General features: G+C 50.3%; 12 protein-coding genes. All 12 read left to right on the forward strand.

Annotation, left to right across the window (positions count from 1 at the left end; translation table 11 throughout):
• Positions 1-33 precede the first annotated feature (33 nt).
• Positions 34-537 (forward strand): 50S ribosomal protein L10, encoded by a 504-nt coding sequence (gene rplJ, locus BCV73_RS31780; protein ID WP_076176725.1) that lies wholly within the window; start codon positions 34-36, stop codon positions 535-537.
• Positions 538-602: 65 nt separating this feature from the next.
• Positions 603-968 (forward strand): 50S ribosomal protein L7/L12, encoded by a 366-nt coding sequence (rplL, locus tag BCV73_RS31785; RefSeq protein ID WP_076176726.1) that lies wholly within the window; start codon positions 603-605, stop codon positions 966-968.
• 136 nt (positions 969-1,104) lie between these two features.
• Positions 1,105-1,710 carry a class I SAM-dependent methyltransferase gene (locus BCV73_RS31790; RefSeq protein WP_089549795.1) on the forward strand — a complete coding sequence of 202 codons (606 nt, stop codon included), beginning with the start codon at positions 1,105-1,107 and terminating at the stop codon, positions 1,708-1,710.
• A 357-nt stretch (positions 1,711-2,067) separates the two neighbouring features.
• Positions 2,068-5,613, forward strand: coding sequence for a DNA-directed RNA polymerase subunit beta (rpoB, locus tag BCV73_RS31795; RefSeq protein ID WP_076176728.1), 3,546 nt, complete (start codon positions 2,068-2,070; stop codon positions 5,611-5,613).
• An 83-nt stretch (positions 5,614-5,696) separates the two neighbouring features.
• The gene (gene rpoC, locus BCV73_RS31800) at positions 5,697-9,311 is read left to right on the forward strand and encodes a DNA-directed RNA polymerase subunit beta' (protein WP_076176729.1); all 3,615 of its coding nucleotides are present in this window, start codon (positions 5,697-5,699) and stop codon (positions 9,309-9,311) included.
• Between the two features lie 159 nt (positions 9,312-9,470).
• Positions 9,471-9,722: a ribosomal L7Ae/L30e/S12e/Gadd45 family protein gene (locus tag BCV73_RS31805; protein WP_076176730.1), complete on the forward strand. Its 252-nt coding sequence runs from the start codon at positions 9,471-9,473 to the stop codon at positions 9,720-9,722.
• 143 nt (positions 9,723-9,865) lie between these two features.
• Positions 9,866-10,288, forward strand: coding sequence for a 30S ribosomal protein S12 (rpsL, locus tag BCV73_RS31810; RefSeq protein ID WP_076176731.1), 423 nt, complete (start codon positions 9,866-9,868; stop codon positions 10,286-10,288).
• A gap of 44 nt (positions 10,289-10,332) precedes the next feature.
• Positions 10,333-10,803, forward strand: a complete 471-nt coding sequence (gene rpsG, locus BCV73_RS31815) for a 30S ribosomal protein S7 (RefSeq protein WP_076176732.1) — start codon at positions 10,333-10,335, stop codon at positions 10,801-10,803.
• 48 nt (positions 10,804-10,851) lie between these two features.
• On the forward strand, positions 10,852-12,933 hold the full coding sequence (fusA, locus tag BCV73_RS31820; RefSeq protein WP_076176733.1) for an elongation factor G: 2,082 nt from the start codon (positions 10,852-10,854) through the stop codon (positions 12,931-12,933).
• A 119-nt stretch (positions 12,934-13,052) separates the two neighbouring features.
• Positions 13,053-14,243, forward strand: coding sequence for an elongation factor Tu (gene tuf, locus BCV73_RS31825; protein WP_076176734.1), 1,191 nt, complete (start codon positions 13,053-13,055; stop codon positions 14,241-14,243).
• A 323-nt stretch (positions 14,244-14,566) separates the two neighbouring features.
• Positions 14,567-14,875, forward strand: coding sequence for a 30S ribosomal protein S10 (gene rpsJ / locus BCV73_RS31830; protein ID WP_005544556.1), 309 nt, complete (start codon positions 14,567-14,569; stop codon positions 14,873-14,875).
• Between the two features lie 36 nt (positions 14,876-14,911).
• On the forward strand, positions 14,912-15,535 hold the full coding sequence (gene rplC, locus BCV73_RS31835) for a 50S ribosomal protein L3 (protein ID WP_076176735.1): 624 nt from the start codon (positions 14,912-14,914) through the stop codon (positions 15,533-15,535).
• Positions 15,536-15,540: the final 5 nt, after the last annotated feature.

Below are 15,540 nucleotides of genomic sequence, written 5' to 3' on the forward strand. Positions count from 1 at the left end.
GACAGTCATTGAAACTTTCAGGAGGTGTAGACATTGGCAAACGCAAAAGTGATTCAAGCGAAACAAGAAGCTGTAGATGCGGTAACTGCGAAATTGCGCGAAAGTGCAACGACAGTAGTGGCCGACTACCGCGGATTGAACGTTGCCCAAGCTACCGAACTGCGTAAGCAGCTTCGCGAAGCGGGTGTTGAATTCCAAGTGTTGAAGAACACTTTGCTGCGCCGTGCGACTGCCGCTGCTGAGCTGACTGAACTGGACGAAGTATTGACCGGTCCAACAGCTATCGCATTCAGTGCAGAAGACGCCGTAGCACCAGCTAAAATCCTTAACGATTTTGCTAAGAAGAACGAAGCTTTGAAACTGAAAGGTGCCGTGGTTGAAGGCCGTGTAGTCGGCGTTGACCAAATCAAGGCGTTGGCAGAACTGCCATCCCGCGAAGGTCTCCTTTCCATGCTCCTCAGCGTGCTTCAAGCTCCAGTTCGCAACTTCGCGCTTGCAGTTAAGGCTGTGGCTGAGAAAGAAGAACAAGGAGCGTAAGCTTCCCGTTCTGACAGCTTAAAAGTAAACAAAAAATAATTTTATTATAAAATGGAGGTTCAACCATGAGTAAAGAGCAAATCTTGGAATCAATCAAAGGTATGACTGTTTTGGAACTGAACGACCTGGTTAAAGCAATCGAAGAAGAATTCGGCGTAACTGCTGCAGCTCCAGTAGCTGTAGTTGGCGGCGGCGCTGGCGCAGCTGAAGCTGCTGAGCAAACTGAATTCGACGTAATCCTGGCTAACGCTGGTGCTTCCAAAATCAACGTTATCAAAGCCGTTCGCGAAATCACAGGTCTTGGCTTGAAAGAAGCTAAAGAACTCGTTGACAACGCTCCAAAACCACTGAAAGAAAAAGTGGGTAAAGAAGAAGCTGAATCCGTTAAAGCTAAATTGGAAGAAGCAGGCGCTACTGTAGAAGTGAAGTAATTCCTTCTCAGTTGAAGCACATAGCAAACCCCTTGATCATTCAAGGGGTTTGTTTTTGTAAAACCGCATCCCTTGTGACTAAACGACTAGAACCAGGGGATCCTGTGTAATGAAACCAAGGATTCGGAGGGAAAGCATGTCACAGCATTACTATTCCAACCAGCCCGAAGCCGGACATGACCGGCGGAGTCTGGAAGAGCGACTGCGGGGTGCAGTCTACAAGTTCACGAGCGATGCCGGGGTGTTTTCCAAGAAGGGAATTGATTTTGGCAGCAAGGTACTGATCGAAGCGATGGATATTCCGCAGGGGGCCGAGGTTCTGGATGTGGGCTGCGGGTACGGTCCTATCGGACTGGTGGCGGCAAGACTGGCCGGGGATGGGCATGTGACGATGCTGGATGTGAACAGCCGTGCAGTGGAACTCGCCAAGGAAAACGCCAGGCTGAACGGAATTACGAACGTGACGATTCTGGAGAGCGATCTGCTGCAGCAGGTAGAAGGGAAAGCTTTCGATGTCATCCTGACCAATCCGCCGATTCGTGCGGGCAAGGAAACGGTGCATCGGATTTTCGAGCAGGCGTATGAGCATCTTCGTGAAGGTGGAACCTTGTGGATCGTGATTCAGAAGAAGCAGGGGGCACCATCGGCAAAGGCGAAGCTGGAGAGCTTGTTCGCACAGGTGGAGGAAGTCACCAAAGATAAAGGGTACCGGATTTTTAAGGCTACAAAATCTTTTCAATAATATGCAATAGGACTATTGACTTGAAAAATCATGTGTGATATTATTATAAAATGTCAGTATTAGGATAGGCTTCTTGTCTTTAGTTGGCTGAAATGTCAAAAGTTTTTATGCGGAGATATGCATAAAATAGGGCATGTCCACGTATAATATGTACATTTTGGGCAAATCTACTGGATATGAAGTCACTTCTATGTTTAGAAGGCAAGACCATGGATAAGTTGCTCTTTGTTCGAAAGCATTCGGGTAAGGGCTTTTCTTTATTTGTGGATGAATCCTCTGCATGAATCCATTATAAGGTTCCAAACAGAGGTTCGCAATCAATTTTTAAAGTGAGTAGACATGAGGGGTGAGTTAAAGTTGGCAGGACATCTTGTTCAGTATGGTCGACGCACTCGGCGAAGTTATGCACGAATTAATGAAGTACTTGAGATTCCGAACCTGATCGAAATCCAACAGAAATCATATGAATGGTTTTTGGAGGAAGGATTGCGCGAAATGTTCCAGGATATCTCGCCAATTCAGGATTTTACGGGCAATTTGGTGCTGGAGTTCATCGACTACAGCCTGGGCGAACCCAAATACACCGTCGATGACGCGAAAGAGCGTGACGTGACGTATGCGGCGCCGCTTCGGGTGAAAGTACGGCTCATCAACAAAGAAACCGGAGAAGTCAAAGAACAGGAAGTATTCATGGGAGATTTCCCGCTGATGACGGAGACCGGTACATTTATTATCAACGGTGCAGAACGGGTCATTGTCAGCCAGTTGGTACGCTCTCCTAGCGTCTATTTCAGCACGAAAGTCGATAAGAACGGTAAGAAAACCTACACTGCAACAGTGATTCCAAACCGTGGTGCCTGGCTTGAACTGGAGACGGATGCAAAGGACATCATGTATGTCCGGATCGACCGTACCCGTAAAATCCCGGTTACCGTTTTGCTGCGGGCGCTTGGTTTCGGCAGCGACGCCGAAATTTTGGACCTGCTCGGCAACGACGAATACATCCGCAACACGCTGGACAAAGACAACACCGATTCCACGGAAAAAGCGCTCATCGAAATTTACGAACGCCTCCGTCCGGGCGAGCCGCCTACCCTCGACAATGCGAAGAGCTTGCTGGTAGCGCGCTTCTTTGATCCAAAGCGTTATGACCTGGCCAATGTCGGCCGCTATAAAATCAATAAAAAGCTGCATATCAAAAACCGTCTGTTCAACCAGCGTCTTGCTGAATCACTGATCGATACCGATACCGGTGAGATCATTGCCGAAGCCGGACAAATGGTGGACCGCCGTCTCCTTGACGAAATCCTGCCGCACCTGGAGAAGAATGTCGGACACAAGACGTACCATGTTGCCAATGGTGTGCTTGATGCCGATGACATTCCGATGCAGAGCATCGACGTATTCTCCCCGATCGAAGACGGCAAGGTCGTTAAAGTGATTGCGAACGGTAATATTGATAAATCGGTTAAACATATTACGCCTGCTGATATTATTTCCTCGATCAGCTACTTTATTAACCTGCTGCATGGCATCGGCGACACGGACGATATCGACCACCTTGGTAACCGTCGTCTGCGTTCGGTCGGTGAATTGCTGCAGAACCAGTTCCGTATCGGTCTGTCCCGTATGGAACGTGTCGTACGCGAAAGAATGTCCATCCAGGATGCGAATGTCATCACGCCGCAAGCCCTGATCAACATTCGACCGGTTATCGCGTCGATCAAAGAGTTCTTCGGAAGCTCCCAGCTGTCCCAGTTTATGGACCAGACCAACCCGCTTGCTGAACTGACGCACAAACGCCGTCTGTCTGCACTCGGACCCGGCGGTTTGACGCGTGAGCGCGCGGGCTTTGAAGTTCGTGACGTCCATCACAGTCACTACGGCCGGATGTGTCCAATCGAGACGCCGGAAGGTCCGAACATCGGCTTGATCAACTCGTTGTCTACGTTCGCACGGATCAACGAATACGGCTTTATCGAAGCTCCGTACCGTTGGGTCGATCCGAAGACGGGTGTTGTAACCGACCAGATCGACTACCTGACAGCTGACGAGGAAGACAACTATGTGGTCGCACAGGCAAACGCGAAGCTGAATGAAGACGGCACGTTCGCGGAGGATATGGTTATCGTCCGTTACAACAAGCAGTCCGACAACATCTTGCCGATGCCGAGCGATCGCGTGGACTACATGGACGTTTCGCCGAAACAGGTCGTATCGGTCGCAACGGCGCTCATTCCGTTCCTCGAGAACGATGACTCCAACCGCGCCCTGATGGGATCGAACATGCAGCGTCAGGCTGTGCCGCTTCTCGTACCTAAAGCTCCGCTGGTTGGTACAGGAATGGAACACAAGTCTGCGAAGGATTCCGGAGTATGTATCGTTTCCAAATATGACGGTGTAGTTGAACGTTCTTCCGCCAACGAAATCTGGGTGCGCCGCATCGAGACCGTGGACGGCAAAGAAGTCAAAGGCGACATCGTTAAACATAAATTACACAAATTTATGCGTTCGAACCAAGGCACATGCATCAACCAGCGCCCGATCGTGAAGAGAGGCGACGTCATCAAGAAGGGCGACATCCTCGCGGACGGACCTTCGACGGAAATGGGCGAGTTGGCTCTTGGACGTAACGTTGTCGTAGCATTCATGACCTGGGAAGGTTATAACTACGAGGATGCCATCCTCCTCAGCGAGAAGCTGGTGAAGGAAGATGTGTACACTTCGATTCACATCGAGGAATACGAATCCGAAGCGCGCGACACCAAGCTCGGACCGGAAGAAATTACCCGCGATATTCCGAACGTCGGCGAGGAAGCTCTCAAGAACCTCGACGAGCGCGGCATTATCCGGATCGGTGCCGAAATCAGCGCCGGCGACATTCTCGTCGGTAAAGTTACACCGAAAGGCGTAACGGAGCTGACGGCGGAAGAGCGACTGCTGCACGCCATCTTCGGTGAGAAGGCGCGTGAAGTGCGCGACACCTCCCTGCGCGTACCGCATGGTAGTGACGGGATTATCGTGGACGTTAAAGTGTTTACCCGTGAGAACGGCGACGAGCTGCCTCCTGGTGTAAACCAACTGGTTCGGGTGTACATCGCTCAGAAGCGTAAGATTTCTGAAGGTGACAAAATGGCCGGACGTCACGGTAACAAAGGGGTCGTGGCCCGCATTCTGCCGGAAGAAGATATGCCGTTCCTGCCGGACGGTACGCCTGTTCAGGTCGTACTGAACCCGCTGGGGGTACCTTCCCGGATGAATATCGGGCAGGTTCTGGAAGTCCACTTGGGCTTTGCGGCCATGCGTCTTGGTATTCACGTGGCTACGCCGGTATTCGACGGTGCCAATGAATATGACGTATTTGACACCATGGAAGAAGCCGGCATGCAGCGCAACGGTAAGACGCGTCTGTACGACGGCCGCACGGGCGAGATGTTCGAACGTGAAGTTACCGTCGGCGTCATGCACATGATCAAGCTGGCCCACATGGTTGACGATAAAATCCATGCTCGTTCAACTGGACCATACTCGCTCGTTACGCAGCAGCCTCTGGGTGGTAAAGCCCAGTTCGGCGGACAGCGCTTCGGTGAGATGGAAGTTTGGGCGCTGGAAGCATACGGCGCCGCATATACACTGCAAGAGATCCTGACCGTCAAATCCGACGATGTGGTCGGCCGGGTGAAAACCTACGAGTCCATCGTTAAAGGCGAGAACGTTCCGGAACCGGGTGTTCCTGAATCGTTCAAGGTTCTGATCAAAGAGCTTCAATCCCTCGGTATGGATGTTAAGATCCTGAGCGGTGACGAGCAGGAGATCGAGATGAAAGAGCTCGATGATGAAGACGAGGCAGCCGGCGATAAGCTGAGCCTCAACCTGGAAGGCGAAGAAGTCGGAGTGGAATAAAGACCGTGTGAAGGCGGGCGGGAATACCGTCCGTCCTCATTCACGGTTCAAATCATTAGGACTAGGTTAAGGAGGGTTGCTCCTTGTTGGACGTTAACAATTTCGAATTCATGAAGATCGGGCTTGCATCCCCGGAGAAAATTCGTTCATGGTCCCGCGGAGAAGTGAAAAAGCCGGAAACCATCAATTACCGTACGCTCAAACCGGAGAAAGAAGGCCTGTTCTGCGAACGGATTTTTGGACCGCAAAAAGACTGGGAATGCCATTGCGGCAAATATAAGCGTGTCCGTTACAAAGGCGTAGTCTGCGATCGCTGCGGCGTAGAAGTTACCCGCGCGAAGGTGCGCCGCGAACGGATGGGTCATATTGAGCTGGCAGCTCCTGTATCCCATATCTGGTACTTTAAAGGTATTCCGAGCCGTATGGGTCTCGCTTTGGATATGTCGCCAAGATCTCTGGAAGAGATCATTTACTTTGCATCTTATGTAGTAACCGACCCTGGAGATACGCCTCTGGAGAAGAAACAGCTCCTGTCCGAGAAAGAATACCGCAGCTACCGTGAAAAATACGGCTACGGTTTCCAAGCGGGCATGGGTGCTGAAGCGATCAAGAAGCTGCTGCAGGATCTCGATATCGAAAAGGAACTCGAGTTTCTGAAGGAAGAGCTGCGCACGGCTCAAGGCCAACGCCGTAACCGTGCGATCAAGCGTCTGGAAGTCATCGAGGCTTTCCGCAACTCCGGCAACAAGCCAGAGTGGATGATCATGGACGTATTGCCGGTTATCCCTCCGGAACTGCGCCCGATGGTACAGCTGGACGGCGGACGTTTTGCAACGTCTGACCTGAACGACCTGTACCGCCGCGTGATCAACCGGAACAACCGCTTGAAGCGTCTGCTTGACCTGGGAGCTCCGGATATCATCGTTCAGAACGAAAAACGGATGCTGCAGGAAGCGGTTGACGCCCTGATCGACAACGGCCGCCGCGGCCGTCCGGTTACTGGACCAGGCAACCGTCCGCTGAAATCCCTCAGCCACATGCTGAAAGGTAAGCAAGGACGTTTCCGGCAAAACCTGCTCGGTAAACGTGTTGACTATTCCGGCCGTTCCGTTATCGTCGTTGGTCCGTACCTGAAAATGTATCAGTGCGGTCTGCCGAAGAAAATGGCGCTGGAACTGTTCAAGCCGTTTGTCATGAAAGAACTTGTAAACAAGGGCCTCGCCCATAACATTAAGAGCGCCAAACGTAAGGTTGAGCGCGTGAGTCCGGAAGTCTGGGACGTTCTCGAAGAAGTCATTAAAGAGCATCCGGTTCTGCTGAACCGTGCCCCTACGCTTCACCGTCTCGGTATCCAGGCGTTTGAACCGATCCTGGTGGAAGGTCACGCGATCCGTCTGCATCCGCTCGTATGTACGGCTTACAACGCCGACTTCGACGGTGACCAGATGGCGGTTCACGTTCCGCTGTCCGCTGAGGCACAGGCTGAAGCCCGTATCCTCATGCTGGCCTCCGGCAACATTTTGAACCCTAAAGACGGTAAACCTGTCGTAACTCCTTCGCAGGATATGGTTCTCGGATCTTTCTATCTGACCATGGACAACAAGGAAGAGAAAGGTTCCGGTATGATCCTGAGCTCCGTGAACGAAGCCGTATCGGCTTACCAACGCGGAACCGCAGGTCTGCATGCACGGGTAGCCATTCCGGTAAAAGCGCTTGGTAAAACGAGCTTTACCGACAAGCAGCAGGACGCAATGCTCTTGACGACCGTCGGACGCATCATTTTCAACGAAATTTTTCCGAGCAGCTTCCCGTACATTAACGAAGCAACCCGCGACAATCTGTTCAACGGAACGCCGGAAAAATATTTCGTCTATGAAAAAGGCGCGGACATCCGCGAGCGCATGTACGACCTGCCTATAAGCAGCGCTGTTGGTAAAGAGTATCTGGGTCAAATCATTGCCCGCTGCTTCGAGATTTACCACACGACGGAAACTTCCGTTATTCTGGACAAAATCAAGCAGCTCGGCTTCACGTATTCGACGCGTGCCGGCGTAACCGTTGCGGTATCCGACGTTATCGTTCCTGATGAGAAACAGGCGATCCTGAAGGAATCCGACGAGAAGGTTGCAGTCGTTACAAACCAATACCGCCGCGGCTTGATTACGAACGAAGAACGGTACGACCGCGTTATCGATATTTGGTCCAAGGCGAAGGATGACATTACGGACATCCTGATGAAATCCATGGACCGCTTTAACTCCATCATGCTCATGGTTGATTCCAAAGCACGGGGTAACAAATCGCAGATTACTCAGCTCGGCGGCATGCGGGGTCTGATGGCGAACCCATCCGGCCGGATTATCGAACTCCCGATCAAATCCAACTTCCGTGAAGGCCTGACCGTCCTCGAGTACTTCCTGTCGACGCACGGTGCCCGTAAAGGTCTGGCGGATACCGCGCTGCGTACAGCGGACTCCGGTTACCTGACACGCCGTCTGGTAGACGTTGCCCAGGATGTTATCGTCCGCGAAGAAGACTGCGGTACCGATAAAGGCTTTACCGTCAGCCGGATTCAGGATGGTAAAGAAGTTATCGAGGATCTGTATGACCGTATTGAAGGACGCTACTGCTTCGAGACGGTTCGTCATCCGGAAACCAACGAAATTCTGGTTAACCGCAACGAGCTGATCGATTCGGATAAAGCAAACCTGATCGTCAACTCCGGCGTAACAAAACTGCAAATCCGTTCGGTACTCAGCTGCCGTGCCCGTCACGGCGTATGTAAGAAGTGCTACGGACGCAACCTGGCCACAGGCAAATTCGTGGAAATCGGGGAAGCAGTCGGCATCATCGCCGCGCAATCCATCGGTGAACCAGGAACCCAGCTTACCATGCGTACGTTCCATACCGGTGGTGTCGCAGGGGACGATATTACCCAAGGTCTTCCGCGTATTCAGGAGCTTTTCGAAGCCCGGAATCCGAAAGGTCAAGCAACTATCAGTGAAATCGACGGCGTCGTGAAGGAAATCCGCGAAGCGAAAGACCGTCGTGAAATCGAAGTCCAAGGTGAAGCGGAAACGAAAGTGTACTCCGTTACCTACGGTTCCCGTCTGCGCGTAAGCGAAGGTCAGGAAATCGAAGCCGGCGACGAGCTGACAGACGGTTCCATCGACCCGAAAGAAATGCTGCGCATTAAAGGCATCCGCGGGGTGCAGAACTACATTCTGCAGGAAGTACAGCGCGTATACCGTAACCAGGGCGTAGAAATCAACGATAAGCACGTCGAAGTCATGATCAAGCAGATGCTGCGTAAAATCCGTATCGTCGATGCGGGAGATACACCGCTTCTTCCTGGATCATTCACCGACATTCATGAATATGAAGCAGCGAACAAAGAAGCAATCCTGTCCGGAAAAGAGCCTGCGGTGGCTAAACCGGTTCTGCTCGGTATCACCAAGGCTTCCCTGGAGACCGATTCCTTCTTGTCCGCGGCATCCTTCCAAGAGACGACACGCGTTCTTACCGATGCGGCGATCAAAGGCAAGGTTGACCAGCTGCTCGGCCTGAAAGAAAATGTCATCATCGGTAAATTGATCCCTGCAGGTACCGGTATGAACCGTTACCGCAGCGTCAAGTTCGATGATCCGAACGCCGAAGATCAGGACTCCAAAGAGCTTGAAACGGCAACAGTAGAGTAAAAGACTGCTATACAGGCGGTTTTGCGCGGAGGCGGCATGAAAAAGGGCTGCTTCCGCGAAAACTTTCCTGAAACATTCTTGACATCGCCTAATGCAAGTGCTAATATAGCAAAGGTGCGTGAGTAGTTAAGTACCCCTGTGCTTTTGGAGGATATTAAAATGTCTAATGATAAAGGATTACAGGATGCTCATGTCAAGATCGGTGCCAAACAAACGATGAAACTCGTAGAATTGGGCCAAGCCGCCGAAGTGTTTGTGGCGGAAGATGCGGAACACCGGCTCGTTTCAAAGGTTGAAGCTCTTTGCAGTAAGCATGGAGTGAAGATCACCTATGTGGATACTATGCATCATTTGGGTAAAGCATGTGGAATTGAAGTGGGCGCAGCGATGGCTGCCATCGTTAAATCATAGGGTAAGGAACGTTTTTGTTGGAGAAATCAACAGAGTTCTTCCGGCAAAGACTTTTCATTTGTTCTTTTATGAACCGCCTGGGTCTGTGGACTTAAAAAGAGGTTTGTAATGAGGATAAGTATTATGGGAAGGGGGTGGCTAACATGCCAACAATTAACCAGCTAGTTCGCAAAGGACGTCAAGCTAAGATCTACAAGTCGAAGTCCCCTGCATTGCAGAAAGGATACAACGCTCTGAAGCGTGAAGAGACAGGACTTAGCGCTCCTCAAAAACGTGGTGTCTGCACCCGTGTAGGTACAATGACTCCGAAGAAACCGAACTCCGCGCTTCGTAAATATGCCCGTGTTCGCTTGACGAACCGCATCGAGGTGACTGCTTACATTCCGGGGATCGGACACAACCTGCAAGAGCACAGCGTGGTATTGGTTCGCGGTGGACGGGTAAAAGACCTTCCAGGTGTACGTTACCATATCGTTCGCGGTGCGCTTGATACTGCAGGTGTGAACAACCGGATGCAAGCTCGTTCCAAATACGGCGCGAAACGTCCGAAAGCTAAAAAATCGTAATTGATTTCTATAAGAATTCAAAGACTTGAGAAAGGGGGATATCCATGCCACGCAAAGGTCCAGTTAGTAAGAGAGACGTATTGCCGGATCCGGTGTACAACAGCAAACTGGTTACACGCCTTATCAACCGCATCATGCTGGATGGTAAAAGAGGTGTTGCCCAAAGCATCCTTTACAATTCGTTCAACCTGATTCAAGAACGTACGGGTAAAGATCCTATGGAAGTGTTTGAAGCAGCTATCAAAAATATCATGCCAGTACTGGAAGTTAAAGCTCGCCGTGTCGGCGGTGCCAACTACCAGGTGCCGATTGAAGTAAAACCTGAAAGACGTACGTCTTTGGGATTACGTTGGCTCGTGAACTACTCCCGCAACCGCGGTGAGAAGACAATGGAAGAGCGTTTGGCGGCTGAGATCATCGACGCTTCCAACAACACAGGCGCTTCCGTTAAGAAACGCGAGGACACTCACAAAATGGCTGAAGCGAACAAAGCGTTTGCTCACTACCGCTGGTAGGATTCGGCTCAACAAATTACACTTCAATTTTGAAGGGAGACTATTTTCATGGCAAGAGAGTTCTCCTTGAAAAATACACGCAACATCGGGATCATGGCGCATATTGACGCTGGTAAAACGACCACCACAGAGCGGATCTTGTTCTACACAGGCCGTACGCACAAAATCGGTGAAGTTCACGAGGGTGCGGCTACAATGGACTGGATGGAGCAGGAACAGGAGCGCGGGATCACGATTACTTCCGCTGCGACGACCGCTTCGTGGAAAGGTCACCGCGTTAATATCATTGACACCCCAGGGCACGTTGACTTCACGGTTGAAGTTGAACGTTCCCTTCGTGTATTGGATGGGGCAGTAGGTGTTTTCAGTGCGAAAGAGGGCGTTGAGCCTCAGTCTGAAACCGTATGGAGACAGGCTGACCGCTACGGCGTTCCGCGGATCGCATATGTAAACAAAATGGATATTATCGGTGCCGACTATCTGAACGTCGTTAACGACATGCGCGATCGTCTGCAAGCGAACGCAGTAGCGATTCAATTGCCGATCGGTGCGGAGAACGACTTCGTGGGCATCATCGACCTGGTTGAGCAAAAAGCTCATATGTACAAAGACGACCTGGGTCAAAACATTGAGGTGGTCGACGTTCCGGCCGAGTTCCAAGACAAAGTTGAAGAACTTCGCGCTGAACTGATCGAAAAAGTCGCAGAACTCGACGAAGACCTGACAATGAAGTATCTGGAAGGTGAAGAAATCACCATTCCGGAACTGAAAGCAGCCCTCCGCAAAGGGGTTTGCGAAGTTAAGATCTTCCCGGTTATCTGTGGTTCCTCTTACCGCAACAAAGGGGTTCAGCTGATGCTGGACGCTGTTATCGATTATCTGCCAGCTCCAGTTGATGTACCATCGATTCAAGGTCACCTTGAAGACGGTACAGAAGTTGAGCGTCATTCTTCCGATGAAGAACCGTTCGCGGCTCTGGCATTCAAAATCATGACCGACCCTTATGTTGGTAAATTGACGTTCTTCCGCGTATACTCTGGTATCCTTCAATCCGGTTCTTACGTATTGAACGCTACCAAAGGCAAACGCGAACGTATCGGACGTATCCTTCAGATGCACGCGAACAGCCGTCAAGAAATCAGCGAAGTTTACTCCGGTGACATCGCGGCTGCCGTAGGCTTGAAAGATACCGGTACGGGCGACACACTCTGCGACGAGAAAGCTCCGGTTATCCTGGAATCCATGAACTTCCCGGATCCGGTTATCGAAATCGCAGTTGAGCCTAAAACCAAAGCCGACCAAGACAAAATGGGCGTTGCTTTGGGCAAATTGACAGAAGAAGATCCTACGCTGCGTGCTCATACAGATGAAGAGACTGGCCAAACAATTTTGGCTGGTATGGGTGAGCTTCACCTCGACATCATCATTGACCGTATGCGTCGTGAATTCAAGGTAGAAACCAACGTGGGTAAACCACAGGTTGCATACCGTGAAACCTTCCGTCAAGCTGCACGCGTTGAGGGTAAATTCGTTCGTCAGTCCGGTGGTCGTGGTCAATACGGTCACGTCTGGGTTGAGTTTGAACCTCTCGAAGCAGGTACTGGCAGCCAGTTTGACAGCAAGATCGTCGGTGGCTCTGTACCAAGAGAATACATCCAGCCTGCACTGAATGGTATTGAAGAAGCCATGAAGAATGGTGTTCTTGCCGGCTTCCCGCTTGTAGACATCAAAGCTACAATCGTAGACGGTTCTTACCATGATGTCGACTCCAATGAGATGGCGTTTAAGATTGCCGGTTCCATGGCGCTTAAAGCGGCTAAAGACAAGTGTAAACCTGTCCTGCTCGAGCCAATCATGAAAGTCGAAGTTACGGTGCCTGAAGAATACATGGGCGACGTAATGGGTATGCTGAACTCCCGCCGCGGACGTATCGAAGGTATGGATAACCGTTCCGGCGCTCAGATCATCCGTGCGAAAGTGCCTCTTTCCGAAATGTTCGGATACTCGACGACACTTCGTTCCGGTACCCAAGGACGCGGCGTGTTCTCCATGGAACTCTCCCACTACGAAGAAGTTCCTAAGAACATTGCTGAAGAAATTGTTTCGAAGTCCAAAGGATCTGACGAGTAATATCTGCTTTTGAGTTTTAAACCCTGACCGGTACGATTACATCCAGAACTGCTTGCATAAACACCGGTCAGTTCAAACATAAAACCTATATTCAATCCATTTAAGGAGGAATTGTTCAAATGGCAAAGGCTAAGTTTGAACGTACTAAACCGCACGTTAACATCGGTACTATCGGTCACGTCGACCATGGTAAAACTACTCTGACTGCTGCTATCACGACTGTATTGTCCAAAACTTACGGTGGTGCTGCAGTAGCATTCGATCAAATCGACAAAGCTCCAGAAGAGCGCGAACGCGGTATCACAATCTCCACTGCACACGTGGAATACGAAACACCTAACCGTCACTATGCACACGTTGACTGCCCAGGGCACGCCGACTATGTTAAAAACATGATCACTGGTGCTGCTCAAATGGACGGAGCGATCCTGGTTGTATCCGCAGCTGACGGCCCAATGCCGCAAACTCGCGAACACATCCTGCTCTCCCGTCAGGTAGGCGTACCTTACATCGTCGTATTCCTGAACAAATGCGACATGGTTGAAGACGCTGAACTTCTTGAACTGGTTGAAATGGAAGTTCGTGACCTGCTGAACGAATATGAGTTCCCAGGCGACGACACTCCAATCATCCAAGGTTCTGCTCGTGAAGCTCTGCAAAACCCAGACGGCGAGTGGGCACAAAAAATCATCGAAATGTTCAACATCATCGATGAGTACATCCCTCTTCCAGAGCGCGACACTGACAAACCTTTCCTTATGCCAGTCGAGGACGTATTCTCCATCACTGGTCGTGGTACGGTTGCTACAGGCCGTGTAGAACGCGGAACGGTTAAAGTGGGCGACGAAGTTGAAATCGTTGGTATCGCTGAAGAAACTAAGAAATCCGTCGTTACGGGCGTTGAAATGTTCCGTAAATTGCTGGATTCCGCTCAAGCTGGTGACAACATCGGTGCCCTGCTTCGCGGTGTAGACCGTAACCAAATCGAGCGCGGTCAAGTACTTTGCAAACCAGCTTCCGTTAAACCGCATACTGAGTTCACTGCTCAAGTATACGTTTTGACTAAAGAAGAAGGTGGCCGTCATAAGCCTTTCTTCACTGGATACCGTCCACAGTTCTACTTCCGTACAACGGACGTAACTGGTGTGGTTAACCTTCCAGAAGGAACTGAAATGGTTATGCCTGGCGACAACATCACTGTATCCGTTCAACTGATCGCTCCAATCGCGATTGAAGAAGGAACGAAGTTCACGATCCGTGAAGGTGGACGTACAGTAGCTGCTGGTGCCATCGCAACAATCAGCAAATAATTAAAAGGCAAATTGCCTTCTATATAGCAACGATGTGCTGGAACGAGTAACGCTGTGTTGTAAACGCAAGAGATACAGAGGAATCCTCTCCTGGCGGGAGGATTCCTTTCTTTATATATAGGAAGAAAAGAACAACAACACCTTTTCATTAAAAGCTTGCATTATGCCCATTCTTTATATATAATAGTGAATGTTGTTCTGAGACGTTGCGATGATGTGAGAGGTTACTGACACACCCGGCCCCTTTGCCATGGAGCGGTGGGTTAGAAAATTTTCACGGAGTATGTCCGATACCAAATTGGGCGATAGAAGGAGGGACTAAAATGGCAAAGCAAAAAATTCGTATTCGTTTGAAAGCTTACGATCACAGAATTCTTGATCAATCCGCTGAGAAAATCGTTGAAACTGCAAAACGTTCGGGTGCTGGTGTATCTGGACCGATTCCGCTTCCAACTGAGAAACAAATCATTACTATTCTCCGTGCGGTACACAAGTATAAGGATTCTCGGGAGCAATTCGAAATGCGCACACACAAGCGTCTGATCGACATTGTTAACCCAACTCCACAAACTGTGGATGCTCTTATGCGCTTGGACCTGCCGTCCGGTGTAGATATCGAAATCAAATTGTAATTCGAAATGAATTAAGACGGGAAAAGAGGTGTCAACATGAAAGGTATCTTAGGAAAAAAACTCGGAATGACTCAAGTATTTACTCCAGAAGGTAATGTAATTCCTGTGACGGTTATCGAAGCAGGTCCTTGTGTTGTTCTGCAAAAGAAAGATCTTGAGAACGATGGCTACGAAGCTATTCAAATCGGTTTCGCCGATAAGAAGGAGAAGCGTGCAAACAAGCCAGAAGCAGGACATGCTAAAAAAGCTAACACTGCACCTAAGCGCTACGTTCGCGAAATTCGCGGTGTTGACCTCGGAGCTTTCGAGGTTGGCCAAGAACTGAAGGCGGATGTCTTCGCAGAAGGCGAATTTGTTGACGTAACCGGTACTTCCAAAGGTAAAGGCTTCCAAGGCGTTATCAAACGTTGGGGACAAAGCCGCGGACCAATGGCTCACGGCTCGCGTTACCATCGCAGACCGGGTTCCATGGGCTCGATCCAGGCTAACCGTGTTCCTAAAGGAAAGCGTCTGCCAGGTCACATGGGTAATGCTACGGTAACTGTACAAAAACTTGAAGTTGTTAGAGTTGACGTTGAACGCAACGTATTGCTCGTTAAAGGTGCTATTCCTGGACCTAAAAACAGCTTCGTTAAAATTAACGAAACGGTGAAGAAATAATCACC

Origin of the sequence: Paenibacillus sp. SSG-1 (assembly GCF_002224835.1) — a bacterium.
GTDB classification, from domain to species: Bacteria; Bacillota; Bacilli; order Paenibacillales; family Paenibacillaceae; genus Paenibacillus_AQ; species Paenibacillus_AQ favisporus.

Excerpts from the sequence above, each read along its gene's own strand:
- rplL (WP_076176726.1), top strand. The coding sequence starts at position 603 with ATGAGTAAAGAGCAAATCTTGGAATCAATCAAAGGTATGACTGTTTTG.
- BCV73_RS31790 (WP_089549795.1), top strand. The coding sequence starts at position 1,105 with ATGTCACAGCATTACTATTCCAACCAGCCCGAAGCCGGACATGACCGG.
- BCV73_RS31805 (WP_076176730.1), top strand. The coding sequence starts at position 9,471 with ATGTCTAATGATAAAGGATTACAGGATGCTCATGTCAAGATCGGTGCC.
- rpsL (WP_076176731.1), top strand. The coding sequence starts at position 9,866 with ATGCCAACAATTAACCAGCTAGTTCGCAAAGGACGTCAAGCTAAGATC.
- rpsG (WP_076176732.1), top strand. The coding sequence starts at position 10,333 with ATGCCACGCAAAGGTCCAGTTAGTAAGAGAGACGTATTGCCGGATCCG.
- fusA (WP_076176733.1), top strand. The coding sequence starts at position 10,852 with ATGGCAAGAGAGTTCTCCTTGAAAAATACACGCAACATCGGGATCATG.
- tuf (WP_076176734.1), top strand. The coding sequence starts at position 13,053 with ATGGCAAAGGCTAAGTTTGAACGTACTAAACCGCACGTTAACATCGGT.
- rpsJ (WP_005544556.1), top strand. The coding sequence starts at position 14,567 with ATGGCAAAGCAAAAAATTCGTATTCGTTTGAAAGCTTACGATCACAGA.
- rplC (WP_076176735.1), top strand. The coding sequence starts at position 14,912 with ATGAAAGGTATCTTAGGAAAAAAACTCGGAATGACTCAAGTATTTACT.